23 protein-coding genes and 1 pseudogene are annotated in these 25,747 nt (G+C 69.0%); 12 read left to right on the top strand and 12 right to left on the bottom strand.

The window, feature by feature from the left end; genetic code table 11:
• Positions 1-26: 26 nt before the first annotated feature.
• Genes DR046_RS16185 through ugpA form a run of 3 tightly spaced genes read right to left on the bottom strand, consistent with a single transcriptional unit; the run spans position 27 to position 2,887 of the window.
• The gene (locus DR046_RS16185; RefSeq protein WP_115383429.1) at positions 27-1,112 is read right to left on the bottom strand and encodes an ABC transporter ATP-binding protein; all 1,086 of its coding nucleotides are present in this window, start codon (positions 1,110-1,112) and stop codon (positions 27-29) included.
• Positions 1,113-1,949: a sn-glycerol-3-phosphate ABC transporter permease UgpE gene (gene ugpE, locus DR046_RS16180; protein ID WP_115383443.1), complete on the bottom strand. Its 837-nt coding sequence runs from the start codon at positions 1,947-1,949 to the stop codon at positions 1,113-1,115. It abuts the gene before it with no gap.
• Between the two features lie 53 nt (positions 1,950-2,002).
• The gene (gene ugpA, locus DR046_RS16175; protein WP_115383428.1) at positions 2,003-2,887 is read right to left on the bottom strand and encodes a sn-glycerol-3-phosphate ABC transporter permease UgpA; all 885 of its coding nucleotides are present in this window, start codon (positions 2,885-2,887) and stop codon (positions 2,003-2,005) included.
• 64 nt (positions 2,888-2,951) lie between these two features.
• Between ugpA and DR046_RS16170 the strand changes: the two genes are divergently transcribed.
• A complete protein-coding gene (locus DR046_RS16170) occupies positions 2,952-3,227 on the top strand; it encodes a ribbon-helix-helix domain-containing protein (protein WP_115383427.1) in 276 nt (91 codons plus the stop codon).
• Positions 3,211-3,564, top strand: a complete 354-nt coding sequence (locus DR046_RS16165; RefSeq protein WP_115383426.1) for a type II toxin-antitoxin system RelE/ParE family toxin — start codon at positions 3,211-3,213, stop codon at positions 3,562-3,564. The genes DR046_RS16170 and DR046_RS16165 overlap by 17 nt, the downstream gene beginning before the upstream one ends.
• An 18-nt stretch (positions 3,565-3,582) precedes the next feature.
• Here the strand turns inward: DR046_RS16165 and ugpB are convergent, their stop codons facing one another.
• The 9 genes and pseudogenes from ugpB to DR046_RS16120 all read right to left on the bottom strand — a co-directional run bounded on the left by ugpB (position 3,583) and on the right by DR046_RS16120 (position 13,818).
• Positions 3,583-4,899: a sn-glycerol-3-phosphate ABC transporter substrate-binding protein UgpB gene (gene ugpB / locus DR046_RS16160; RefSeq protein ID WP_115383425.1), complete on the bottom strand. Its 1,317-nt coding sequence runs from the start codon at positions 4,897-4,899 to the stop codon at positions 3,583-3,585.
• A gap of 536 nt (positions 4,900-5,435) precedes the next feature.
• A pseudogene (locus DR046_RS16155) lies at positions 5,436-6,516 on the bottom strand (IS30 family transposase).
• A 289-nt stretch (positions 6,517-6,805) separates the two neighbouring features.
• Positions 6,806-7,525 (bottom strand): ThuA domain-containing protein, encoded by a 720-nt coding sequence (locus DR046_RS16150; protein ID WP_115383424.1) that lies wholly within the window; start codon positions 7,523-7,525, stop codon positions 6,806-6,808.
• On the bottom strand, positions 7,522-8,385 hold the full coding sequence (locus DR046_RS16145) for an NAD(P)-dependent oxidoreductase (protein WP_115383423.1): 864 nt from the start codon (positions 8,383-8,385) through the stop codon (positions 7,522-7,524). The genes DR046_RS16150 and DR046_RS16145 overlap by 4 nt, the downstream gene beginning before the upstream one ends.
• Positions 8,385-9,908, bottom strand: coding sequence for a sugar ABC transporter ATP-binding protein (locus DR046_RS16140; RefSeq protein ID WP_115383422.1), 1,524 nt, complete (start codon positions 9,906-9,908; stop codon positions 8,385-8,387). The genes DR046_RS16145 and DR046_RS16140 overlap by 1 nt, the downstream gene beginning before the upstream one ends.
• Positions 9,905-10,957: an ABC transporter permease gene (locus DR046_RS16135; protein ID WP_115383421.1), complete on the bottom strand. Its 1,053-nt coding sequence runs from the start codon at positions 10,955-10,957 to the stop codon at positions 9,905-9,907. The genes DR046_RS16140 and DR046_RS16135 overlap by 4 nt, the downstream gene beginning before the upstream one ends.
• Before the next feature lie 11 nt (positions 10,958-10,968).
• Entirely contained in the window at positions 10,969-11,943 is a 975-nt protein-coding gene (locus DR046_RS16130; RefSeq protein WP_115383420.1) for an ABC transporter permease, read from the bottom strand.
• A gap of 35 nt (positions 11,944-11,978) precedes the next feature.
• Positions 11,979-12,776 carry an SDR family oxidoreductase gene (locus tag DR046_RS16125; protein WP_115383419.1) on the bottom strand — a complete coding sequence of 266 codons (798 nt, stop codon included), beginning with the start codon at positions 12,774-12,776 and terminating at the stop codon, positions 11,979-11,981.
• Positions 12,777-12,855: 79 nt separating this feature from the next.
• A complete protein-coding gene (locus DR046_RS16120; protein WP_115383418.1) occupies positions 12,856-13,818 on the bottom strand; it encodes a sugar ABC transporter substrate-binding protein in 963 nt (320 codons plus the stop codon).
• A 308-nt stretch (positions 13,819-14,126) separates the two neighbouring features.
• On the opposite strand from DR046_RS16120, the gene DR046_RS16115 reads away from it, so the two are divergent.
• The 10 genes from DR046_RS16115 (at position 14,127) to DR046_RS16070 (ending at position 25,727) form a co-directional block, all read left to right on the top strand.
• Positions 14,127-15,803 (top strand): ABC transporter substrate-binding protein, encoded by a 1,677-nt coding sequence (locus DR046_RS16115; protein ID WP_245190974.1) that lies wholly within the window; start codon positions 14,127-14,129, stop codon positions 15,801-15,803.
• Between the two features lie 13 nt (positions 15,804-15,816).
• Complete coding sequence (locus DR046_RS16110; RefSeq protein WP_115383416.1) at positions 15,817-16,626, top strand: SDR family NAD(P)-dependent oxidoreductase; 810 nt, start codon at positions 15,817-15,819, stop codon at positions 16,624-16,626.
• Between the two features lie 70 nt (positions 16,627-16,696).
• On the top strand, positions 16,697-17,995 hold the full coding sequence (locus DR046_RS16105; protein ID WP_115383415.1) for a M24 family metallopeptidase: 1,299 nt from the start codon (positions 16,697-16,699) through the stop codon (positions 17,993-17,995).
• A gap of 50 nt (positions 17,996-18,045) precedes the next feature.
• Complete coding sequence (locus DR046_RS16100; RefSeq protein ID WP_115383414.1) at positions 18,046-19,023, top strand: thiamine pyrophosphate-dependent dehydrogenase E1 component subunit alpha; 978 nt, start codon at positions 18,046-18,048, stop codon at positions 19,021-19,023.
• Between the two features lie 13 nt (positions 19,024-19,036).
• Positions 19,037-20,032 (top strand): alpha-ketoacid dehydrogenase subunit beta, encoded by a 996-nt coding sequence (locus DR046_RS16095; RefSeq protein ID WP_115383413.1) that lies wholly within the window; start codon positions 19,037-19,039, stop codon positions 20,030-20,032.
• The gene (locus DR046_RS16090; RefSeq protein ID WP_115383412.1) at positions 20,022-21,308 is read left to right on the top strand and encodes a biotin/lipoyl-containing protein; all 1,287 of its coding nucleotides are present in this window, start codon (positions 20,022-20,024) and stop codon (positions 21,306-21,308) included. Before DR046_RS16095 ends, DR046_RS16090 begins: the two co-directional genes overlap by 11 nt.
• 13 nt (positions 21,309-21,321) lie before the next feature.
• A complete protein-coding gene (locus tag DR046_RS16085; protein WP_115383411.1) occupies positions 21,322-22,746 on the top strand; it encodes an NAD-dependent succinate-semialdehyde dehydrogenase in 1,425 nt (474 codons plus the stop codon).
• Positions 22,747-22,756: 10 nt separating this feature from the next.
• The gene (locus tag DR046_RS16080; RefSeq protein WP_115383410.1) at positions 22,757-23,644 is read left to right on the top strand and encodes a 2-oxo acid dehydrogenase subunit E2; all 888 of its coding nucleotides are present in this window, start codon (positions 22,757-22,759) and stop codon (positions 23,642-23,644) included.
• On the top strand, positions 23,641-25,014 hold the full coding sequence (gene lpdA, locus DR046_RS16075; protein WP_115383409.1) for a dihydrolipoyl dehydrogenase: 1,374 nt from the start codon (positions 23,641-23,643) through the stop codon (positions 25,012-25,014). Before DR046_RS16080 ends, lpdA begins: the two co-directional genes overlap by 4 nt.
• Positions 25,011-25,727, top strand: a complete 717-nt coding sequence (locus DR046_RS16070; protein ID WP_115383408.1) for an SDR family oxidoreductase — start codon at positions 25,011-25,013, stop codon at positions 25,725-25,727. The genes lpdA and DR046_RS16070 overlap by 4 nt, the downstream gene beginning before the upstream one ends.
• Positions 25,728-25,747: the final 20 nt, after the last annotated feature.

The following is a 25,747-nucleotide window of genomic DNA, read 5'->3' as shown; positions in this document are numbered from 1 at the left end:
AACCCGGAGTGCCGACATGTTTCAGTTCATGTGGCCGAGCCGGTCCTGATCGCCGCGCCGTCGTCCAGCCGCAGCCCCGTCGCGGAGTCGAAGACGTGCAGCGCCCTTTCGGGGATCGCCAGCCGGATCGTCTCGCCCTTGCCGCCGATGCGATGCACGCCCGGCAGGGCCGCGGTGAATGGCGCCTCCACTCCGGCGATCGTGCCGTGCAGCAGCGTGTTCGCGCCCAGCGGTTCGGCCAGCGAGACGCGCAGCTCCAGCGGGCCCTCGGGATCGACGGCCATGTGCTCGGGCCGCAGACCCAGCCGCACGGGGCCGTCCTTGCCGGGCCGGGATCCCAGATCGACCGGACCCAGCATCGCGCGGCCGCCCTCGATCCGGCCCTCCAGCACGTTCATCGCCGGAGAGCCGATGAACTGCGCCGCGAAGACCGTCCGGGGCCGCTCGTAGACCTCCAGCGGGGTGCCGATCTGCTCGGCCACGCCGGCATTCATCACGATCATACGGTCGGCCATGGTCATCGCCTCGACCTGGTCGTGGGTCACGTAGAGCGCGGTGATCCCCAGCTTGGCCTGCAATTCCCGGATCTCGACCCGCATCTGCACCCGGAGCTTGGCGTCGAGGTTGGACAGGGGCTCGTCGAACAGGAACACGCTCGGCTCGCGCACGATGGCGCGGCCCATGGCGACGCGCTGGCGCTGGCCGCCCGACAGCGCCTTGGGCCTGCGGTCGAGATAGTCCGTCAGTTGCAAGAGCCGCGCCGCCTCGTCGACCTTTGCGGCGATCTCGGCCTTCGGCAGCCCCGCGATCCTGAGCCCGTAGCCCATGTTCTGGCGCACCGACATGTGCGGATAGAGGGCATAGTTCTGGAACACCATCGCGATGTCCCGGTCCATCGGCTCCGCCTCGTTGACGCGGGTGCCGCCGATGCGGATCTCGCCCGCGCTGACGCTTTCCAGCCCCGCGACCATGCGCAGAAGCGTGGACTTCCCGCAGCCGGAGGGGCCGACGATCACGATGAACTCGCCATCCGCGATGTCGACGCTGACGCCGTGGATCACCTCGGTCTTCCCGAAGCGTTTCTTCACGTCCCGAAGCTCTACCGTCGCCATCTATTTCTCACTGTCCACGAGCCCCCGGACGAAGAGCCGTTGCATCCCCACGACCACGATGACCGGCGGGATCATCGCCAGGATCGAGGTCGCCATGATCACCGGCCAGTCGGCCGTGTCGTCGCCCGAGGGGAACATCTGCTTGATGCCCATCACGACGGTGTTCATCGAAGGGTCGGTCGTGATCAGCAGCGGCCAGAGATACTGATTCCAGCCGTAGATGAACAGGATCACGAAGAGCGCTGCGATGTTGGTCCGGCTCATCGGCAGGACGATGTCCCAGAAGAAGCGCATCGGCCGGGCGCCGTCGACCCGCGCCGCCTCGGCCAGCTCGTCCGGGATCGTCAGGAAGAACTGCCGGAACAGGAAGGTCGCCGTGGCCGAGGCGATCAGCGGCAGGATCAGGCCCTGGTAGCTGTTCAGCATCCCGAAGCCCGCCACCACCTCGTAGGTCGGCACGATCCGCACCTCGACCGGCAGCATCAGCGTCAGGAAGATCAGCCAGAAAAAGACGGTCCGGCCCGGGAACCGGAAATAGACGATGGCGAAGGCCGACAGCAGCGAGATGACGATCTTGCCCAGGGCGATGCCCACGGCCATCACCATCGAGTTGACCAGCATCGTCGTCACCGGCACGTTGACGCCCTGGAACAGCGCGCGGCGGTAGTTTTCCAGGAACTCGCCGCCCGGAAGCAGCGGCATGGGCGGGCGCGCGATCTCGGACTGGGTCACGGTCGAGGCGACGAAGGCCAGCCAGATCGGGAAGAACACGACGAGCACGCTGAAGATCAGCAGCGCATGGGTCAGCCAGAGGCCGCGGCCGCGCTTCTCGACCATGCCGGGGGGCGGCTCGTGCGCCGGGGCCAGCGGGGCGATCTTGGTGGCGTCGGTCATCCGTAATGCACCCGCTTCTCGATCACCTTGAACTGGATCACCGTCAGCAGGCCGACGACCACCAGCAGGATCACCGACTGGGCCGCCGAAGACCCGAGGTCCTGGCTGACGAAGCCGTCGCGATAGACCTTGTAGACCAGGATGGTCGTCGATTGCTGCGGCCCGCCCGCGGTGATGGTGTGGATCACGCCGAAGGTCTCGAAGAAGGAATAGACCACGTTGACGACCAGCAGGAAGAAGGTCGTCGGGCTCAGGAGCGGCAGCACGATGGTCCAGAACCGCCGCCAGAAGCGGGCGCCGTCGATCGCCGCCGCCTCGATCACCGATTTCGGAACCGCCTGCAGGGCGGCGAAGAAGAACAGGAAGTTGTAGCTGATCCGCCCCCAAGCCGAGGCCACGACCACGAGACCCATCGCCTCGCCGCCGTTGAGGACGTGGTTCCAGTCATAGCCCAGCAGGCCCAGATACCAGGCCACCACGCCGACCCGCGTGTTGAACATGAACAGCCAGAGCACCCCGGCGATGGCGGGCGCCACCGCATAGGGCCAGATCAGCAGCGTCCGGTAGGTCCCCGCCCCCTTGATCAGCCTGTCCGCCAGCACGGCGAGGAACAGCGCGGGGATCATCGAGACCAGCGTGACGAGGATCGAGAAGACCGCCGTCGTCACGAAGGAGGCGCGATAGAACGGATCCGAGAGCAGGAACTCGAAATTGCCGAGTCCGACCCATTGCATCGACAGGCCGAACGGGTCGGGGATGAACAGCGACTGATAGACCGCCTGCCCCGCCGGATAGAAGAAGAACACCAGCGAGATCAGCAGCTGCGGCGCGACAAGCGCGGCGGGCAGGATCCAGCCCCTGAAGGTGACGCGCTTTTCCATTCAGCGCACCCCGGTCTTGACCCCGGTGCGACCCGGTCGCACCTTGGCGCAAAGGAGAGACATCATGACCGTCAAGATTTCGATCTCCATCAGCGACCAGCAGGCCGAATATGCCCGCCGCCAGGTGGCGGAGGGCCGCTTCTCGTCCACCTCGGCCGTGATCCAGCAGGCGCTGGAGGCCAAGCGCCGCGAGGACGAGGAGTACGAGGACTGGAAGGCCGGGTTCTTCGCCGAGATGACGCGCCGCGCCGAGGGACGGCACCTGTCCCGCGAGGAAGGCGATCGCCGGTTCGCGGAGATGATCGCCCGCAAACGGAGAGAGTATGGCCTGGACGGCTGAGGAGTCCGACGCGTTCCTCGACGACCTCGAAGCCATCGCGGACCACCTTTTCCGATCCCACATGAGCTTCGGACATGGCGAGGCCGACGCTGCGGAGGCATCGCTTGCCCGCATCCATGCGATCCGCGAGCGCGCCTGGGCTCTCATCGACACGCCGCATATCGGGACGCGCCACGACGACATCCGCCCCGGGCTGCGTCACGTCACCTTCGACCGGGCGATCTACTGGTTCACGCTCGACGAGGACCGGCGCATCCTCCGCCTCGTCGGGGTGTTCCAGGGAAGTCAGGATCATCTTGGCTGGATGCTCAAGCGGCTGATGGCGGAGGGCGGCTGAGAGCCGCCCTCCGACCGGTCAGCGGCTGGCCTGCTCGAAGCGGCGCAGAAGCTGGTTGCCCCGTTCCACCGCCGAATCCAGCGCGGCCTGCGCGTCCTTGTCGCCGGCCCAGACGGCCTCCAGTTCCTCGTCGATGATCCCGCGGATCTGGTCGAACGATCCGAGGCGGAGGCCCTTGGAATTCGCCGTCGGCTCCTTCGCGGTCATCTGGGTCACCGCGACGTCGGTGCCTGGATTCTCGTCGTAGAAGCCCTGCTGGCGGGTCAGCTCTCCGGCGGCCAGGGTGATCGGCAGATAGCCGGTGTCCTGGTGCCACTTGGCCTGGATCTCGGCCGAGGAGAGGAAGTTGAGGAACTCGGCGACGCCCGCATATTCCTCGGACTCGTGCCCCTCCATCACCCAGAGCGACGCACCGCCGATGATGGTGTTCTGCGGCTCTTCCGTGATCGCCTTCCAGTAGGGCAGCGGGCGCACATCAAACTCGAACTCGGCCTCTTCCTTGATACCCGCATAGCCCGCCGAGGATTCGGTGAAGAGCGCGCATTCCCCGCTGCGGAAATTGGCCCCGCCCTCGTTGCGGCGTCCGGTATAGACGAAGCGGCCGTCCTTGGCCCACTCGCCCATGGCGGAGATATGGGCGACCTGCGGCTCGGAGTTGAAGACGAGCTCGGTATCGGCGCCCTCGAACCCGTTGGCCCGCGTGGCGAAGGGCACGTCGTGATAGGCCGAAAAGTTCTCGAGATGGATCCAGCTCTGCCAGGCGGTCGTCATCGGGCAGGAGACGCCGGCATCGCGCAGCTGGTTCAGGACGCCTTCGACGTTCTCCCAGGTGCTGAGGTCGGTGTCGGGGTCGATCCCGGCCTCTTCCAGCTTGTCGCGGTTGACCCACAGAACCGGCGTGGAGGAGTTGAACGGCAGCGAGAGCATGTCGCCCTCGGGGGTGGTGTAGTAGCCCTTGACCGAGCCGATGAAGCTGTCGGGGTCGAACTCCACGCTGGACTGGTTCATCACCTCGTAGACCGGGCGGATGGCGCCCTCGGCGTTCATCATGGTGGCGGTGCCAACCTCGAACACCATCAGGACATGCGGCTGCTCTCCGGCGCGGAAGGCGGCGATGCCGGCGTTCAGCGCCTCGGAATAGTTGCCCTTGTGGGTGGCGACGACCTCGTACTCGTCCTGGCTTTCGTTGAAGGTCGCGACCTGTTCGTCCACCAGCTCGCCCAGCCGGCCGGTGAAGGCGTGCCAGAAATCGATCTGGGTCTGAGCCGCCGCCGGGGCTGCCGCCGCGACCGCCGTCGTCAGCGCCAGCGCCGACCCCGTGAGAAACCTGTTCATGTCTGTCCTCCCAAACGTGACCACCAATGCGGCAGTCCTGCCGAAAGATTAGGCAGGAAAGAACCCGATAGTGAAGAGCGTTGACGCCCCGTCATGCCGCCGTGCCCTTTCTCGCCAACGACACGAACACCGCCGGACCTGTCCGCAAGCCTCGGTGAGCAGATCGCTCGTCGCGTCCGCCTCGCGCGGTGACAGTTGCGCAAGACGCCCGAAAAGACGCACTCGAGCGCGATCACTGGTGGGCGAGGGACGGCAACACCTCTCCGGATCGACGGGAGGCACCCGCAGGGGTTGCCAGCGCCGCGCACCGCGAGTGCATCGGCCTTCTGATGGTACGTCGCGCGGCGACGGCGGTGCTAGTGACGATCCATCCGCAGATGCTGGACGTGATATCGTGTGAACTCACCCTTGGTTGCGACACGTCCCCCGTCTTTCCCGTTATCCGTTCCATCTCCGCGGCGAAGGCCTCGGCCGGGGTCGCGTAGCCGAGGCACTTGCGCGGCGTGCCGTTGAGCCTGGCGCAGAGCCGGTGAGCGCTACGTGAAGTGCGACTTTCTGGTGGTGTGAGGGTAGGGCCGTCGGGCTCCGATTGCCATCATCTTCTCGGCGAAGACCTCGGCGGGGGTGCGCCATCCGAGGCATTTGCGGGGGGTCCCGTTCATCCGGTCGGTGATGGCGCGGACGCCCGCCTCGGTGAGCTGGCGCATGTCGATCTCGCGCGGCAGGAAGCGGCGGAGGCGGCGGTTGGTGTTCTCGACGGCGCCTTTCTGGTGCGGCGACTGCGCGTCGCAGAGCCAGCTCCGCGTGCCCGTCTCGGCCTGGAGATGCGGCCAGGTGACGAACTCCGAGCCACGATCGAACGTAATCGAGCGGCGCGCAGGAAGGGGCAGGGCGCCGATGGCCCTCGCGATCTTGCCCATCACCGGCTTCGAGCGCTTCGTCGTGTTTCGCAGGAGCACCGTGAAGCGGCTCATGCGCTCCATCAACGAGGTGACGTTGGGCTGGCCGAACCTCTGCTGGAGCGAGGCCCCGAGCGCCATCGGTCCGAGCGAGCGGGCCGAGCACCAGGTCGCCTTCCCAATGGCCGAACTCGGTTCTGTGTGCCACGGCCTCGGGGCGGAACAGGATCGAGACCTCGCGCGCGAAGGTCGACGCGCGGCGTTTTCTGGCGCGCCTCGGGCGTCGTGACATCCGGTGGTTCGGCAGATGCCACCAGAGCTCGGACCGCATCCCGTCGCGGCTATAGACGTGGCGGTAGATCGTCTCCTGGCAAACCCGCGGCCGCGCACCCTCCAGCCGCATCCGGCCCGCGATCTGCTCCGGCGTCCAGCCCGCCTTGAGCCGGTCCTCGACCGCCTCACGGAGGCGGTCATGCCGCACGAGCTTACGATGCCGCGCGCGTCGGTCGGCCGTCTGGCGTTGCGCCGCCATCGCGAAGTAGCCCACGACCTTCGGGAAGTCGCGATCCTGGAAATGGTTGCCCCGCAGCTCCCGGAAGATCGTGCTCCGGTGCCGCCCCAGCACCCGCGCCATCTCGTCAGGGGAGATCTTCGCCAATCTCCAGCGTTCGATCTTCCGGCGATCCTCGACGCTCAGCTGCGCGTATCTCATGCCCATTCTCGACTCCTTCCATCCGACAAGACATTGTCTCAGAAAGAAAGTCGCAGTTGGAAGTAGCGCGCACCTACGGCGCCTTCGTTTGTCGGGAATCGATCTTATGTATTTGCCCCATCGGCCTCAGCCGATCATGGTCGCCGAGACCTGCCGCCCCCCGGGCACGGCCGTCGTCCTGAACGACCTTGGCCGAGTCGCTGGTTCCCTCTGCGTCATGTTCCGCCCGGAAGCGTGCCGGACCTGCCTTCCCACGCAGGCCGTGCGCCAGACCCACGATCCGGCGCCTTGACCCTCACGAGTCGCGCGCCGTCCTCCCCTGGGCAGCCCAGAGCGCGCCGCGGCGGATCATCTCGGTCACCTGAGGCACCTTCAGGTCGTCGAGTTCGTGCCCGATCGAGCAGTAGAAGACGCGGCCCCTGTCCCAGCGGCGTGTCCAGGCTACGGGCATTACCGTGCCCTCGATCCACCAGAGATGATCGCCCGAGAAGGTCGTCGTGGCCAGCACCTCGTTGGAGGGGTCGGTGAGCATGTAGTATTGCTCGGACCGCAGGCGGAAGCTGCGGATGCCGCGCACGAGCGGGTGGTCGGGACGGCAGATGGTGACGTCGTAGTCGATATAGTCCTCGGCCGGCTGCAGGTTGTCGGGCCAGCCGGGCGGATGGGCGACGAACTGCCCGCCGATGAGGAAGTGATAGGTCGGGCGGTCACGGAAGGCGTCGCCCATGTGCCCGTGCCAGCCCGCGAGGCCGCAGCCGTCGCCGACGAGCTTCAGGAGCCCGTCCTCCTGCGGCTTGGTCATGGTGCCGAACTCGGGCCGGTGGCCGGAGCGGGCCGAGGACCAGATCGGGGTGATCAGGTCCACGTCCGCCATCGCCTCCGGGTCCTCGAGCGGGGCGAGCGTGTCGTGGCGGACGACCTCGGCGCCCTCGGCGGTCAGGAGGTCGGTATACCAGTCGGCGAAGCGCTCGGGCGCATGGCCCTCCCACCCGCCGACGAAGAGCGCGGCTTTCATCTCGATTCCTCCCGCATGAAGGCCAGGATGGCGGCTATGTCCCGCTCGGCGAAGCCCGCGCCGCGCGCCCGGCCCAGCACGGCGCGCGTGACCTCGGCCTGGGGCATCGCCACGCCCAGCCGTTCGGCCAGGGCGGCGGCGAGCGTCATGTCCTTCTCGGCCAGCCCGACGGTGAAGGTCACGTCATGGGCCGCCTCGTCCAGGTAGAGCGGCCTGCGGTAGGACAGCATCGGTGCGGCGGCAGCGCTGTTCTCGATCACGTCGAAGGCCAGCTCGGGCGCGATGCCCGCCGCCTCGGCGAGGGTCATCGCCTCGGCGAGCGTCTGGTTGAGCCCGTGGATCAGCGCATTGACGGCGAGTTTCATCACGGCGCCGCGGCCGGTCTCGCCTAGAGGGATGACCTTCCGCGCCATCGCGTCGAAGGGGAGGCCCGCCGCGGCCTCGGCGGTGCAGCCGGCCATCACCAGAAGCTGCGCCCCCTCCGCTGCCGCGGTCGAGCCCGAGACGGGCGCGTCGATCACCCGCGCGCCCTGCGGAGCCGCGGAGGCGAGGGCCGCGACATGCTCCGGCGAGACGGTCCCCATCTCGACGAAGGCGCGGGGGCCGGGCCTGGCGAAGAGCCCCTCCGGGCCCAGATGCACCGCCTCGGAGGCCGCGTCGTCGGCCAGCATGGTGAAGACGACCTCGGCCCCCTCGGCCAGCGCGGCAGGCGTCGGCGCGACGTCGCACCCCGCCTCCGCCGCCAGCGCCTCCGCCGCGCCGGGGCTGCGGTTCCAGACGGTGAGGTCATGCCCCGCGGCGGCGAGGTTGCGCGCCATCGGCCGCCCCATCCGGCCCAGCCCGGCGAAGCCGACGCGCATCAGGCCGCGCGGCCCGGCTCGATGCCCGAGATCGCCTGGATGAGGCTGTCCTCCGTCACCTCCTCGGAGGTGAAGGTGCGCATGACCTGGCCCGAGAACATCGCGACGATGCGGTCGGAGACATGCAGCACCTCCGGCATCTCGGAGGAGATGACGATGACGGCATAGCCCTGCGCGGCCAGGTCGCGGATCAGGTTGTGGATCTCGGACTTGGAGCCGACGTCGATGCCGCGCGTGGGCTCGTCCACGATCAGGACTTCCGGGTGCATCGACAGCCATTTGCCGATGACGATCTTCTGCTGGTTCCCGCCCGACAGGTTGCCCACGGTCTGGCGCCAGCCCGGCGTCCGGATGTCGAGCTTCTTGTGGTACTTGTCGAAGATCTCGACTTCGGCCCCGCCGCTGACGAAGGGCCCGGACCTCAGCGCACCCACCTGCGGCAGGGTCATGTTGTCCCGGCAGTTCATGCCGAGCACGAGGCCCTGCCCCTTGCGGTCCTCGGGCACCAGTGAGATGCCGCGCGCGATGGCGTCCTGCGGGGAGGCGATGCGCACGGACTCGCCGTTCAGCAGGATCTCGCCCGCCGACGGCTCGCGCAGGCCGAAGAGCGTCTCGGCGATCTCGGTGCGGCCCGCGCCGACGAGGCCGTAGAAGCCCAGCACCTCGCCGCGGCGGACGTGGAAGTCCACGTCGTGGAAGAGCTTGCCGCAGCTGAGCCCCCGCACCTCCAGCGCGATCTCTCCGAGTTCGTGATGCGAGGCGTTGCGGCTCAGGTCGAGGCTGCGGCCGATCATCAGCTGCGTGACCTCCTCCTCGTTCGTCTCGGCAGTGTTCAGCGTGCCGCGATACTGCCCGTCGCGCAGCACGGTGATGCGGTCTGTGATGCGGAAGATCTCCTCCATCCGGTGGGAGATGTAGATGACGCCCACGCCGCGCGCCTGAAGGTCGGCGATCACCTCGAAGAGGACAACCTTCTCGGCATCGGTCAGCGAGGCGGTCGGCTCGTCGAAGATCACCGCGCGGGGATCGACGGTCAGGGCGCGGGCGATCTCGACCATCTGCTGGTTGGCGATGGAGAGATCCCCCACCCGCGTCTTCGCGTCGAAGCCCACGTTCAGCCGCGACAGGATGCGGTCGGTGTCCCCGTAGAGCCGGGCCCAGTCGACCCGGCCCAACGATTTCCGCGGCAGCGCGCCGAGGAAGATGTTCTCGGCCACGGTCAGCTCGTCCGCGAGGCTCAGCTCCTGGTGGATGAAGACGACGCCCTCGGCCTTGGCGTGCATGGGCGAGGTCATCTTCACCGGACGCTCGGCGATGTAGATCGTGCCCTCGTCGGGCTGGTGCAGCCCGCCCAGCACCTTCATCAGCGTGGACTTGCCCGCGCCGTTCTCGCCCATCAGCGCGTGGACCTCGCCGGCCAGCACGCTGAGCGCCACCCCGTCGAGGGCGCGCACGCCGGGGAACGTCTTGACGATGCCTTCGAGGCGGAGGACGGGGCGGGGATCGCGAACGTCGTCGGTCATGTCCGAAGCTCCTGCTTGCCCTTGCGGTTGAGCTGGCGGTCGAGGAACAGCACCGCGATCAGGATCAGCCCGATCACCAGGTTCACCGTCTGCGTGTCGGCGCCGATATGGCCCAGCCCCTTGCGCAGCAGCTGGATCGCGATCACGCCGCCCAGCGTCGCCACGACCGAGCCGTAGCCCCCGGTCAGCTTGGTACCGCCCAGCACGACGGCCGTGATTGCCCAGAGCTCGAACAGCATCCCGTCATTGGGGTTCACCGAGCCCGACTCGGAGTAGAAGACGACCGCCGAGAGGGCCGCGAGGAAGCCGATGATCATGAAGTTTATCATCATGTGCGGCCCGACGCGGATGCCCGCGTTCACCGCCGCCTCGCGGTTGTTGCCGATGGCGTAGGCGTTGCGGCCATGCACCGTGCGCGTCATCAGAAGCCACAGCAACAGCGCCACGCCCAGCAGGAACCAGGTCGCCGTGTGCAGCCCGAGGAACCGCGCCTCGGCGAAGTCCACCAGCGTCCAGTTCAGGTGGCTGGTCGGCTGCTCGCCGTTGTACATGAAGACGAGGCCGCGGAAGCCCAGCATCGAGCCCAGCGTGACGATGAAGGCGTCGACGCCGGTCTTCCAGACCAGCAGCCCGTTGATGGCGCCGAGCGCCATGCCGGTCAGCAGCGCCAGCCCCCAGGCGAGCGGGATGGCGCTGTCGCCCAGGGCCTGCATCCACGGCCAGGTCATCGAGTCGAGCAGCACGATGGCGGCCAGCGCATAGGTGGCGCCGACGCTCAGGTCGATGTTGCCGTTGATCATGATGATCGTCATGCCGAGCGCGATGATCCCGATCGGCGCCGACTGCTTGAGCAGCAGCAGCATGTTCTCGAAATCCATGAAGGCCTTGTCGGAGACGGACAGGTACTCGCCCGCGACCGAGAAGAAGATCAGTTCGACGACGATGAAGGCCCAGATGGCGCCCTGCGCGATCAGCTTGCGGCGCTGAAGGGCGACGGGCGTGTCCTCCTTGACGGGCGAGACGATCTTGTCGGGGGTGACGTCGGTCATGGCTTCCTCCCTCAGGCTATCGGCGACAGGAGGCGGCCGCGCTTGGCCGCGACGTCCAGCCAGACCGCCAGCACGATGATGACCCAGGTGACGACGTACTGGACGTAGAATGCCAGTCCCATCAGCAGCAGGCCGTTCTGGATGAACCCCAGGATGAGCACGCCGATCACCGTCTTGAACACGGTGCCCGATCCGCCAAGCAGCGAGGCGCCGCCGAGGATGACCGCGGCCAGCACCTCGAGCTCCAGCCCCTGGCCCACCGTGTTCTGGCTGCCGAGGGACCGGCTCGCCTGAAGCAGGCCCGCAACCGCCACGCAGCCCGACGAGACGAGATAGGTGAGGAACACGACTCGCGCCCGGGGAATGCCGGAGAAGACGGCCGCGGTGCCGTTGCCTCCCACCGCATAGACCTTGCGCCCGAAGGGCGTGCGCGACAGCAGCAGCGACAGGACGACGGCGAGCAGCGCGAAGATCAGGATCGGCACGGGCAGGCCCAGCACCGAGCCCTGTCCGAAGACCGAGAACCAGGTCCCCTCCTTGTCAGCGATGTCCATGTTCTTGCCGCCCGACCAGGTCAGCGTCAGCCCGTGGATCGCCGAGAGCATGCCCAGCGTGACGATCAGCGAATTCAGTTTGAGATAGCCGACGAGGAAGCCGATGAAGGCGCCCAGCCCCAGCGTCAGGGCGAACATCGCCGGGATGGCGAGGGCGGGACCGATCTTGTCGTGGAGGTCCAGCACCACGATGGTCGAGAAGGACATCATCGAGCCGACGGAGAGGTCGAGGTTCCCGCCGATCACCACGAAGGTCACGCCGAGCGCAATCACGCCGAGGATCGCGGTCGAGCGCACGACGCCGAGGATGTTGTCCACCGCGATGAACCGCGGATTGGCCAGCGCGAAGACGATCATGAACGCCACGAAGGCGATCAGGATCCCCTGCCGCGCGAGCAGTCCGCCGATGCGTTCCCTGGTCATGTCCGCCATTCTGTTCCTCCCCCCTCCGGTCCGCGCGCCTGGCGTCAGACCAATGTCATGCCCCCGTCGATCATCACGATCTGGCCGGTCATGTAGTCGCTGTCCTCGGACGCCAGGAACGTCGTCGTCCCGGTGACGTCCCGGGGCCGCGCGACGCGGCCCTTGAGGATGTCGGCCGAAAATTCCTCCATCGCCTGGCCCGGCCGCTGGGCCGCGCCGATCTCCATCAGGTCGCGGTCGACCTGCTCCCACATCTCGGTGGCCACCACGCCGGGCGCGAAGCCCGTCACGGTGATGCCATGCGCGGCGAGGTCGCGCGCGCCCGACTGCGTCAGCGCCACGACCGCGAACTTGCTCGCGCAATAGGGCGCGACATTGCCGAAGCCCTGGCGGCTGGCGATGCTGGCGGTGTTGACGATCTTGCCGCCCCCGCCCTGGGCGATCATCTGGCGCGCGGCCTCCTGCATGCCGATCATGCAGCCCAGCCCGTTCACGTCCATGATGAAGCGCCAGTTCTCCTCGGTCACGTCCAGGAAGTTCATCGGCCGGTTCACGCCCGCATTGTTGAACTTGACGTCGAGCTTGCCGAAGCGCTCGACCGTGTGCGCGATCATCGCGCGGACCTGCTCGCGGTCGGTGACGTCGACCCTGGCATGGGTGACGCGGGCCGCGCCGCCGTTGAGGCGGGCGCGGTTCGCCTCGGCCACCTCGGCGGCCAGGTCGCCGTTGATGTCCGCGAAGCAGACCTCGGCGCCCTCGTCGAGCAACGCCTCACCGATGGCGCGACCGATGCCGCGCGCGGCGCCCGTCACGATGCAGGACCGCCCGGAAACCCGTCCCATGAGATACCCCCTTCGTCGTTGATCCGAGGGACGGGACGGCCGAAGCCGCCCCGTCCCGACGGGGAGAGAGTGGGCGGGATCAGAAAACGGGCTTCTCGTAGTCGCCCATGTTCTCCTGCGTGATCTTCGGCGTGTCGAAGTAGTTGAGGAAGGGGACCTCCTCGCCGTTGAGCACGTCGATGGCGGTCTGCAGCGCGGCGCGGGCGTCGTCGACGGGCGACTGGTAGATGGAGCCCCAGTACTCGCCGGCCTCCATCGCCTCGTAGCCGACGGCGAAGTTGGTGGCGCCGACGAAGACGATGTCCTCGGCGCGGCCTGCGGCCTTGGCGGCGTTCAGCGCGCCCACGCCCATGTTGTCGTCGCCGGCATAGACGCCGTCGATGTCGTCATACTTGACGAGGAAGGCCTCCATGACCTGCTGCGACTTCTCGCGGTTCCAGTCGCCCGGCTGGGTCTCGACCAGCTCGACGTTCGGGCAGACCTCGGGCAGGCGCTCCTCGAAGCCCTGGGCGCGCTCGATGGCGGTGGTGTAGCCGGGCTGGCCCGAGATCTGGACGACGCGGGCCTCGTTCTCGATGCCGTCGGCCTTGAACTTGTCGCACATGATCTCGGCCGAGCGGGCGCCCTGCGTGATGTTGTCGGGCCCCGAGAAGGAGGCGACGAAGTCGAAGCCCTGCTCGGCGATGTTCGAATTGGTCACGATGACCGGGATGCCGGCCTGGCTGGCCTTGCGCACGGCGGGGATGACGGCCTCGCCATTGGTCGGCCAGATGATGATGGCGTCGACTTCCTGCTGGATCAGGTCCTCCATCTGCGCGATCTGGCGGGCGACGTCGCCGCCGGCATCCAGCACGACGGTTTCGACCATGTCGTTGGCCTCGGCCGCCTCGATGAAGGCGCGCTCGTAGGTCGTCTGGTAGCTGTCCACGCCCACGTTGTTCTGGGTGATGCCGATGGTCATCTTTTCCCCGTGCTGTTCGGCCAGTGCGGCGCCGGCCAGCGCGGTGGTCGCGACGAGGGTCGCGGCGAAGGTCGTCTTCATGTGGTGGTCCTCCCTCTTTCTGGATCGATCGCCTCTGCCTCCCGACACGGCGTTCTGCGTCGGTTGTGGGCGAAAACCGGGCGGCGCGGAAAACCAGAAGATACCCATTATGGATAAATTTCTGTCCATAATGGACATATGGGGCGTGTCGGCCCCTCGCCAATTCGGACATTTCGACTGGACACCCCATGCGCCAACCGCACCACCCCCCCAAGCCGGACGGACAGATGCACGCCGCAGCCGCCGAAAACATCCGATCCGGACCTCGTGGCGCCCCCGCGAGCGGCGCCCTCGCCGCGACCCCGGACATGGCGCGCGTGCTGGCCTTCCTGCAGGCGCTGACGCAGGAGATCGACGGCGCGATCGAGCCCAACACGCCGAACCCGCATCTCAACATGCTGCTCCACCTGATGCGCAGCCATCTGGAGGGGCGGATCGTCTCGCCCTCGGGGCTCGTGCTGGCTTCGGGCGTGCCCTACGCCACCGGGACCCGCAAGCTGGCCGAGATCCGCGAGGCGGGCCTGGTCGAGCTGCGCCCGCGCACCCGCAGCGGGCGAAGCTTCTCACTCCACCCAAGCCCGGCCCTGCTCGAACGTTTCGCGGAGATCGCAGGCCGCGTCCACCGACTCGGGCGCGACCATTTCGGCGCGGGCACCCGCGACATCGACTATTACTACGGCGGCTCCTACCAGCCGGGCCAGGCCACCATCGCGCCGCCCCTGCCCCTGCCCCGGCCCATCACGCTTTCGGGCGGCCTGCGCGTGCTGGTTCATGGAGATCCGACCTTCATGGTGATGGGCACGCTCAAGCGGCAGTTCGAGCAGATCGTCGGGGCCGAGATCCACCAGCGCGCCTTCTCCATCGACCGGCTGCGCGAGGAGGCCCTGCGGAACGCGACGCGCGCGCGCAGCCGCTACGACCTGATCGCCGTCGACCTGCCCTGGCTGGGCGAGTTCGTCGAGAAGGGCGTGATTCGCCCCCTGCCCGAGGTGATGGAGGTCGACCGGCTCGACCCGAACGACTTCCACACCGCGGGCTGGCGCGCGACCCATTGGGACGGCGTGCCCTACGGCGTGCCGAGCCAGACCACGCCGGAGCTTCTGTTCTACCGCCGCGACCTCTTCGCGGAAGCCGGGCTGGAAGCGCCCGGCACGGTCGAGGCCGTGCTGGAGGCCGCCCGCCACTTCCACGAACCGCGGCGGGGCCGCTACGGCATGGCGTGGAACGCGGCGCGGGGCACCGCGCTCGGCCATACCTTCATGATGACCTGCGCGGCCTTCGGCCAGCCCATCGTCGACATGCCTTCCATCGCGGGCGGCTTCGATGCCGACCGGCTGGCGCAGGGAGGCCTGGCACCCCGGCTCGACAGCCCCCGCGCGCTGGCGGCAGCGGAATACCTGATGGCGCTGCTGGACTTCTCGCCGCCCGACATCCTGTCGATGTCCTGGTACGAGCGCGTCCGCCCCTATGCCGAGGGCCGCGTGCCGATGGCCTACGGCTACACGCTGCTCGCCCCCTATTTCGAGCTGGACGAAAGCTGCCCCGCCCACGGGCGGACCGGCTACCTGCCCCACCCGCACGGCCCCGAGGGTGCGCCGATCGCCCCCGTGGGCGGCTATGCGCTCTGCGTGCCCGCGAACCTCGCGCCCGAGCGGGTGGACGACGCGGTCGAGGCGCTGGTCGCCTTCACCTCGCCCGGCGCGCAGAAGCTCTATGCCCAGAACGGCAGCCGCACGGCGCCGCGCTACTCGGTCGGCGCCGACCCCGAGGTGCGGCGCCTGTCGCCGGTCTTCGAGGCGGTCGACCAGATGTCCTGGCGCGACGAGCTGCAATTCTGGCCGCGCCCGCCCATCCCGCAGATCTCGGACATCATCCGGCTCTGCGGGGAGGAGCTTCACGACATGCTGCGCGGGCTCATCGCCCCGCGCGACGCCCTCGCCCGCGTGCAGGAACGCGCCGAGGAGATTCTCGAACGACCGGTCTGACAGGGAGGAAGACATGGACCCCAAACGCCTCGAAGGTAAGCACATCCTCATCACCGGCGCCGCCCGCGGCATGGGGGCCGCCAACGCGGAGGCCTTCGCCGCCCAGGGCGCCGATGTCTGCCTCGGGGACCTCGACGGCGACGCCGCGCAGCAGATGGCCGACAAGATCAACGCCGCCGGGGGCGGGCGCGCCATCGCCGTCCGGATGGACGTCACCAAGCGCGAGGACAACGCCGCCGCCGTCGCCGCCACCGTCGAGGCCTTCGGCTCGATCAACGTGGGCCTGTTCAACGCCGGGCTGAACAAGCCGCGCTTCTTCATGGACATCGACGAGGACAACTGGGACCTCATCATGAACGTGAACACCAAGGCGATGTGGCTGGGCATGCAGGAGACGGCCCGCCAGATGATCGCCCAGGGCCCGATGGAGAAGCACCCCTACAAGCTGATCAACGTCGGATCCATCGCGTCGCGCAAGCCGCTGGTCGACGTCACCGTCTACTGCACCTCGAAATACGGCTGCCTCGCCCTGACCCATTGCGGCGCCATCGGCCTGGCCGAGCACAACATCACCGTCAACGGCTACGCCCCCGGCGTCGTTGTCACCCCGCTGTGGGAGCAGCTCGACAAGGACCTCGTCGATATCGGCTTCAAGCAGAAGGAAGGCCAGGCCTACGAGGACATCGTCCGCGACGCGCTGCAGATCAAGCGCGTCAGCTATCCCGACGACATCACCGGCACCGCCTCGTTCCTCGCCTCGGACGACAGCGACTACATGACCGGCCAGATGATCCACATCGATGGCGGCTGGTGCATCCAGTAACGCCGACCGACCCCCATTCATCCACAGACAAGACGGGCGCGCCGCCGCACGCCCGCGGAGGAGCCACGCGATGTCCCGCGCCCTGATGCCCAACCTGCTGACCCCCCAGGATCTCGAACCGAACTGGGAATGGCGGGAGAAGATCCCCGCCTGGGGCCACATGTCCGTCGATTTCGAGCGCCGGATCGACCACGACCGCCTGCGCCGCTACCGCCTCGCCCGCACGCGGCAGTCGCTGCAGAACTCGAACGCGGGCACGCTGCTGCTCTTCGACGTCAACAACATCCGCTACGTCTCGGCCACCAAGATCGGCGAGTGGGAGCGGGACAAGATGTGCCGCTTCTGCCTGCTGACCGGCGACGACTCACCCTACGTCTGGGATTTCGGCTCCGCCGCCGTCCACCACAAGCGCCATTCCGACTGGCTGGAGCCTGACCACTGCCTCGCCGGCGTCGTCGGCATGCGCGGGACCATCCCGCCGGAATTCGGCCTGATGAAGAAATACGCGAAGATGATCGCGCAGCTCATCAAGGACGCGGGCATGTCCGACATGCCGGTGGGCGTGGATTACGCGGAAACCGCGATGTTCCACGCGCTGCAGGAAGAGGGTCTGCATGTCGTCGATGGCCAGCAGATCATGCTGGCGGCGCGCGAGATCAAGAACTGGGACGAGATCCAGCTTCTGACCCAGGCGGCCAGCATGGTCGATGGCGTCTACCACATGATCTACGAGGAGCTGAAGCCGGGCGTCCGCGAGAACGACATCGTGGCCCTGTCGAACAAGATGCTCTACGAGATGGGCTCCGACGACGTCGAGGCGATCAACGCGATCTCGGGCGAGCGCTGCAACCCGCATCCGCACAACTTCACCGACCGGCTGATCCGCCCCGGCGACCAGGCCTTCTTCGACATCCTGCAGTCCTACCAAGGCTATCGCACCTGCTACTACCGCACGTTCAACGTGGGCATGGCGACGCCCGCGCAGAACGACGCCTACGTCAAGGCGCGGGAATGGATCGACGCCTCGATCGCGATGATCAAGCCGGGCGTGACCACCGACAAGGTGGCCGAGGTCTGGCCCACGGCCGAGTCGCTCGGCTTCCCGAACGAGGACGCGGCCTTCGGGCTGCAATTCGGCCACGGGCTGGGCCTCGCCCTGCACGAGCGGCCGATCATCAGCCGCGCGGTCAGCCTCGAGCACCCGATGGAGATCCAGACCGGCATGGTCTTCGCGCTCGAGACCTACTGCCCCGCCGCCGACGGCTACTCGGCCGCGCGCATCGAGGAGGAGGTCGTCGTGACCGAGACGGGCTGCGAGGTGATCTCGCTCTTCCCCGCGCAGGACCTGCCCATCGCCAACCGCTACTGACCGGACCGCCCGCGCGCTTCGGCGTGCGGGCCCCGGCGCACGAGGACATCATGGCCGAACAGAAGACCAATTCCGAGGACTACCTGCGGATGTACCGCCAGATGGTCCGCATCCGCACCTTCGAGGACAACGCCAACCAGCTCTACCTCTCGGCCAAGATGCCGGGCCTCACGCACATGTATTCGGGCGAGGAGGCGGTGGCCGTCGGCATCTGCGAGGCGCTGACGGACGACGACCGCATCACCTCGACCCATCGCGGCCACGGGCACTGCGTCGCCAAGGGCGCCGATTTCAGGCGGATGTTCTGCGAGCTTCTTGGCAAGGAGGAGGGCTACTGCCGCGGCAAGGGCGGGTCGATGCACATCGCCGACCAGAGCCACGGCAATCTCGGCGCCAACGCCATCGTCGGCGGCTCGATGGGCATCGCCACCGGCTCGGCGCTGCGCGCCAAGCTGCTGGGCCAGGACGACGTCACCGTCTGCTTCTTCGGCGACGGCGCGACGGCGCAGGGCCTGCTCTACGAGGTGATGAACATGGCCGCACTCTGGAAGCTGCCGGTCATCTATGCCTGCGAAAACAACGGCTATTCGGAATACACGAGGACCGAGGAGATCGCCGCGGGCGAGATCACCGCCCGCGCCGAGGCCTTCGGGATCGAGGCGTTCAAGGTCGACGGGCAGGACGTGCTCGCCGTCAACGCGCTGACCCAGAAGCTGGTCGCCCGCGCCCGCCGCGGCGAAGGCCCGTTCTTCATCGAACTCGAGACCTACCGCTACCACGGCCACCATGTCGGCGACATCAACCGCGAATACTACCGCTCCAAGGACGAGGAGAGATCCTGGAAGCAGGATCGCGACCCGATCGTGCGCTTCCGCGGCTGGCTGGTCGAGCAGGGCGTCGCCACCGAGGAGGAGATCGAGGCGATGAACGCCGAGATCGAGAAGGACGCCTCCGACGCCGTCGCCTACGCCGAGGCCGCCAAATATCCCGACATGTCCGAAGTGGACATGCACGTCTACGCGGACTGAAGGAGTGTCCCCCATGCGAGAGATCACCCTGTCCCAGGCCGTCAATGAGGCGCTCGCCGAGGAGATGCGCCGCGATCCGACGACCTTCATCATCGGCGAGGACGTGGCCGAGGCGGGCACGCCCTTCAAGGTGCTGTCCGGCCTCGTGGAGGAGTTCGGCACCGCGCGCGTCATCGACACCCCCATCTCGGAGCCGGGCTTCATGGGGCTGGCGGTCGGGGCCGCGATGACCGGCGCGCGGCCCATCGTCGACCTGATGTTCGGCGACTTCCTCTTCCTGATCATGGACCAGCTCTGCAACCAGGCGGCCAAGATCCACTACATGTCGGGCGGCAAGCTGAACGTGCCGCTGGTGCTGCGCACCAACATGGGCGCCACCCGGCGCTCGGCGGCGCAGCATTCGCAATCGCTTCAGGCGCTGGTGGCGCACATCCCGGGGCTGAAGGTGGCGATGCCCTCCTCGGCCTACGAGGCGAAGGGGCTGCTCAAGACGGCGATCCGGGACAACAACCCGGTCGTCATCTTCGAGGACAAGCTGATGTACCAGGACAAGGCCCCCGTCCCCGAGGAGGAGTATCTGATCCCCTTCGGCGTGGCCAACGTGAAGCGCGAGGGCAGGGACATCACGCTGATCGCCACCTCCTCGATGGTGCAGGTGGCCGAGAAGGCCGCCGTGATGCTGGCGAAGGAGGGGATCGAGGCCGAGGTGATCGACCCGCGCACCATCGTGCCGCTCGACGAGAAGACCCTGGTCGACAGCGTCAGGAAGACCTCGCGCGCCATCGTCATCGACGAAGGCCATCAGAGCTACGGCGTCACCGCCGAGATCGCCTCGCGCCTCAACGCCGCCGCCTTCTACCACCTCGACGCGCCGGTGCTGCGCATGGGCGCGATGGACGTGCCGATCCCGTTCTCGCCCGTGCTCGAGGACGTGACGGTGCCCACGCCCGAGGCCGTGGCCGACAACGCGCGCAGGCTATGCTCGGGGGAGATGATCCATGCCGCGTGACGTCACGATGCCGCAACTCGGCATGGCGCAGGACGCGGGCAAGATCGTCTCCTGGCTCAAGGCGCCGGGCGACGCCGTGGCCAAGGGCGAGGCGCTCTTCGAGGTCGAGACCGACAAGGCGGTGATGGAGGTCGAGGCCGCGGAGGCCGGCTTCCTCACCAACGTCACGGCCGAGGCCGGGGCCGAGGTCGCCGTGGGCGCCGTCATCGCCCGCATCTCGGACAGCGCCGAGGACGTCGCGGAGGATGCGCCCGCCACGGGGCCGGAACCCGCCGCGGGCCCGGACGCCTCCGACGACCTGCCCGAGGGCCGCAGCGTGACCATGCCACAGCTTGGCATGGCACAGGACGCGGGCCGCATCGTCGCCTGGCTGGTCGCGCCGGGCGACGCGGTCTCGGCCGACGCCGCGCTGTTCGAGGTCGAGACCGACAAGGCCACGATGGAGGTGCCCGCCGGGGTCGACGGCTACCTCGCCGCAACGCTCGCCCAGGCGGGCGAGGACGTGCCCGTGGGCCAGCCCGTCGCCATCGTGAGCAAGACGAAGCCCACGCGCACCGCCACCCGCTCCGCCGCCGCCCCCGTCTCTACGCCTTCCGCGCCCCCCGCGCCCGAGCAGACGGCCGAGGCGCCCGAGACGGCCCGCGCCCCAATCGCGCCGGCTCCGGGCGGCCGCATCCTGGCCTCGCCCAAGGCCCGCCGCCTGGCGCTGGAGGAGGGCCTGGACCTCGCCGACCTCGTCGCCGCCGGCCATCCCCAGCCATATCATGTCAAGGACCTGGAGGTGCTGCGCGCCCTGCCCTCCAGGACCGCCGCACCCGCTACCGCGACCGTCGCCGCCGCCCCGCGCAGCCTGATGGCAGAGGTGCCCGCCGAGGGCTTCGACGCCTTTGCCGCCTGGGCCGCCGAGGCGGCGGGGCTCGACGCCGAGGCCCTGCTCGCCGGTCTCGCGGGCGCGGGACTCGACGCGCCCGCAACCGTCGCGGTGGAGCGCGCGGGCCAAAGCCGCGCCTACGCCGTCCCCGCCACCCGCACCCTTTCGGGGGTCGCGCCGACCGAGGCCGCCCCCGACCTGATCCTGCGCGACCTGCGCGGCACGGCCCTGCGCACCGTCTCGATGGGGGCGGAGCCGGTCCCCGTGCTGACCGTGCTGAACTCCCCGCATGGCCTGACCCTGACGCTCGACTGCGCGGCGGGTGCGCTCGACGCGCCCGCCGCCATCGCGCTCCTGACCACCTTCGCGGGCCGGATGGAGCAGCCGCTCCGCCACCTGCTCTGACCGGAGGCCCTTCATGGACCATACCGACCTCTATATCGACGGCGACTGGCACAGGACGGCCGAGCGCTTCGACGTCATCAACCCCGCGACCGAGGAGGTGCTGGCCTCCGTCGCCTCGGCCGACATCGCCGACGCAGACGCGGCCCTCGACGCGGCCGAGCGCGCGATGGCGGACTGGGCCGCGCGGACGCCGCGCCAGCGCTCCGAGGTGCTGCGCCGCGCATGGGAGCTGATGACCGACCGGCTCGACCATTTCGCCCGTCTCATCACGCTCGAGAACGGCAAGGCCGGCGCCGACGCGCGCGGCGAGGCGGCCTATGCCGCCGAGTTCTTCCGCTGGTTCGCCGAGGAGGCGGTCCGCGCCGACGGGCTCATCACCCACGCCCCGGCCTCGGGCGCGCGCATCCTCGTGCAGCACAAGCCCGCCGGGCTGGCCGTGCTGGTCACGCCCTGGAACTATCCGGCCGCCATGGGCACGCGGAAGATCGCGCCCGCGCTGGCCGCCGGCTGCGGCGTCATCATCAAGCCCGCCTCCGAGACGCCGCTGACCATGCTGGCGCTGATGCCGCTCCTGGCGGAGGCGGGCGTGCCAAAGGGCCTCGTCAACGTGCTGCCGTCGAGGAAGACCGGGGCGCTGGTCGACCACATGCTGCACGACCCGCGCGTGCGCGTGGTCAGCTTCACCGGCTCGACCGGCGTCGGCCGGAAGCTTCTGAAGTCGGCCGCCGATCAGGTGCTGAAGCCCGCGATGGAGCTGGGGGGCAACGCGCCCGTGCTGGTCTTCGAGGATGCCGATATGGACACCGCGATCGAGGGCACGATGCTGGCCAAGATGCGCAACCTGGGTGAGGCCTGCACCGCCGCCAACCGAATCTACGTCCACGCCGCCGTGGCCCCCGAGTTCACCCGCCGACTGACCGAGGCCATGGCGGCGCTGAAGGTCGGCGACGGCACCGACCCCTCGGTCGATGTGGGCCCGCTGGTCAATGCCGATACCCGCGACAAGGTCGCCGCCTTCGTGGCCGACGCGGTCGCCAAGGGCGCGAAGGTCGAGACCGGCGGCGAGGTGCCGGACGGCCCCGGCTACTTCTACCCGCCCACCGTCCTGTCGAACGTCCCCGAGACGGCCGATTGCGTCCATGACGAGATCTTCGGCCCCGTCGCCGCGATCCAGACCTTCACCGATCAGGAAGACGCCATCGCCCGCGCCAACGCGACCGAATACGGTCTGGTCGCCTATGTCTTCTCGGGCGACTTCAAGCGCGCGCTGCAGGTCTGCGAGCGGCTCGACTACGGCATGGTGGGTCTCAACCGCGGGCTGGTCAGCGACCCGGCCGCGCCCTTCGGCGGAACCAAGCAGTCGGGCCTCGGCCGCGAGGGCGGGCACGAGGGGATGCTGGAGTTCATGGAGACCCAGTACATCTCGGCAAGCTGGTGAGGGGGCGGACATGACCGACATTACCGCCAGCCCCTCCGTCCGAAAGCTCGCGCGCGAGAAGGGCGTCGACCTGGCCGAACTCGCCCGCAGCCTTGGCCGCACGACCCTCGTCCGCGAGGACGTGTCGGGCGGCGCGGCCCCTGCCCCGGCCGCGGCGCAAGCGGGCGACAGGTCCTACTGGGACGTGGACCATGCGCAATACGGCCCCGTGACCGAGGAACCGACGAGCCGCATCGCCCGCCTCTCGGCCCGCAACCTCGCCGCGGCGCAGGCGCTGATCCCGGCCGTGACCCATCACGACCGCGCCGACGTCTCGGCGCTGGAGGCGCTGCGCAAGGCCTGGCGCCCCGAGGCCGAGGCGCAGGGCGTGAAGCTCACGGCGCTCGCCTTCCACGTCGCCGCGCTGGCCCGCGCGCTGCGCGCCTTCCCGCGCTTCAACGCCTCGCTGTCCCCGGACGGCGAGACGCTGATCCTGAAGGGCTACGTCCATGTCGGCATCGCGGTGGACACGCCCCACGGGCTGCTGGTGCCGGTGATCCGGGACGCGGACCGGAAGGGGCTGCTCGCCATCGCGGCAGAGATCGCCGACCTCGCCGCGCGAGCGAACGCCCGCAAGCTCGGCCCGGACGAGATGGGGGGCGCCTCGATGACGATCTCGAACCTGGGCGGGATCGGCGGCACCGCCTTCACGCCCATCGTCAACCCGCCCGAGCTGGCCATCCTGGGCCTGACCCGGACCGAGACCGTCACCGTCTGGGAGGGCGAGACCCCGCGCCCCGTGCCGATGGTGCCGCTCGACCTCAGCTATGACCACCGCGTCATCAACGGCGCGGACGCCGCGCGCTTCCTCGCCCATCACGCGGGCCTGATCGCCGATCCGCGAAGGATGACGATATGACCGATCGCTGCGACCTCCTCGTCATCGGCGCAGGGCCGGGCGGCTATGCCTGCGCCTTCCGCGCCGCCGATCTGGGCCTGAAGGTCACGCTGGTCGACGCGCGCGAGCGGCTGGGCGGGGTCTGCCTGAACGAGGGCTGCATCCCGTCCAAGGCGCTGCTGCACGCGGCCGAGGTGATCCGTTCGGCGCAGGACATGGCCGGCTGGGGCATCGCCTTCGGCAAGCCCCGGATCGACCTCGACGCGCTGCGCGCGCGAAAGGACGGAATCGTCGGCGGCCTGACCGGCGGGCTGGGCGGGCTGGCCGCGCGCCGCAAGGTGACCGAGCGGCGCGGGACCGCCACCTTCACCGGCCAGAACGCGGTCGAGATCGACGGCGAGGCGCTGGAGTTCGACCGCGCCGTTGTCGCCGTGGGCTCGCGCCCGGTGCGCCTGCCCGGCTGGCCCGACGATCCGCGCATCTGGGACAGCGCCGCCGCGCTGGAGCTGCGCGAGGTGCCGGACCGCCTCGCCATCGTCGGCGGCGGCATCATCGGGCTGGAGATGGCGACGATCTATTCCGCCCTCGGATCCGAGGTGGCGGTGGTCGAGCTGTCGCCACAGATCGCGCCCGGCGCCGACCCGCAGGCGGTGGCGATCCTCGCCCGCGCGCTGGAGGGCCACGGCGTGACGCTGCACACGGACACGCGGGTCGAAGAGGTCGAGGCGGGCGACGCCCTGACGCTGACCTGCACCGGCGATTTCGCCGGGCGGATCGAGGCCGACGCGGTGATCCAGTCCGTCGGCCGCCGCGCCAATGGCGACCGGGTGGGCGCCGAGGCCGCGGGCCTGACCGTGACCGCGCGCGGCGAGATCGCGAGCGATGCGGCCGGCCGCACCGACCAGCCGCATATCTACGCCATCGGCGACGTCTCGGGCCTGCCGATGCTGGCCCATCGTGCGACGCATCAGGGCCATGTCGTGGCCGAGGTCGCGGCAGGCCACCGCGCCGCGCTCGACACGATCCTCATCCCGTCGGTCGCCTATACCGACCCGGAGCTGGCCTGGATCGGCCCGACCGAAGCCGAAGCGAAGGCGCGGGGCCTCACGGTCAAAACGACGTCCTTCCCCTGGGCGGCGAGCGGTCGCAACCTTGCCTCGGGCGGCGGCGACGGGCTGACCAAGCTGGTCTACGACCCCGGGACGCTGCGCCTGCTGGGCGGCACCATCGTCGGGCGCAACGCGGGCGAGCTTCTGTCCGAGATCACGCTCGCCCTCGAAATGGGGGCCACGCTGGAGGATATCGGCCTCACGATCCACGCACATCCGACCCTGTCCGAGACCACGGCCTTCGCGGCCGAGCGGGCGCTCGGCATGTTGACGGACCTATGAGCCTCGCGGGCCGCACGGCGCTCGTCACCGGGGCCAGCCGCGGGATCGGCGCGGCCATCGCCGCCGCGCTGGCGCAGGCCGGCGCCGAGGTGATCGGGGTCGGAACGCGGATCGAGGCCGACCCGCCCCCCGGCCTCCGCCCCCGCGACTGCGACCTGTCAGACCGCGCGGCGATCGACGCGCTGCTGCGCGACCTCGACGGCACCCGCATCGACATCCTCGTCAACAACGCGGGCACGATCCGCCGCGCGCCGGCCGCCGAGCACCCGACGGAGGACTGGGACGCGGTCATGGCCGTGAACCTCGACGCGCCTTTCCTTCTGTCCCGGGCGCTCGGCGCGAAGATGGTGGCGCGGGGGCGCGGCCACATCGTCAACGTGGCCTCGGTGCTGAGCCAGCAGGGCGGGCTGACCGTGCCGGGCTATGCCGCGTCCAAGGGCGCGCTCGCCAACCTGACGCGCGCCCTCGCCAACGAGTGGGCGCCCCTCGGGGTCAACGTCAACGCGGTCGCGCCGGGCTATGTCGCGACCGACAACACCGCCGCACTGCAGGTCGATCCGGACCGCGAGGCCGCCTTGCTGGCCCGCATCCCGCTCGGGCGATGGTTGAGGCCGGAGGAGATCGCAGGCCCCGTCGTCTTCCTCTGCTCCGACGCGGCGTCCGCGATCCACGGAACCGTGCTGGCCGTCGATGGCGGATGGCTTTCGCGATGAACGCGCCACGATGGATCAGA

Source organism: Jannaschia formosa, assembly GCF_003340555.1.
Lineage (GTDB): Bacteria > Pseudomonadota > Alphaproteobacteria > Rhodobacterales > Rhodobacteraceae > Jannaschia > Jannaschia formosa.
The sequence above is the reverse complement of the archived record's forward strand: the minus strand, read 5'-3'. Positions and strand labels throughout refer to the sequence as shown.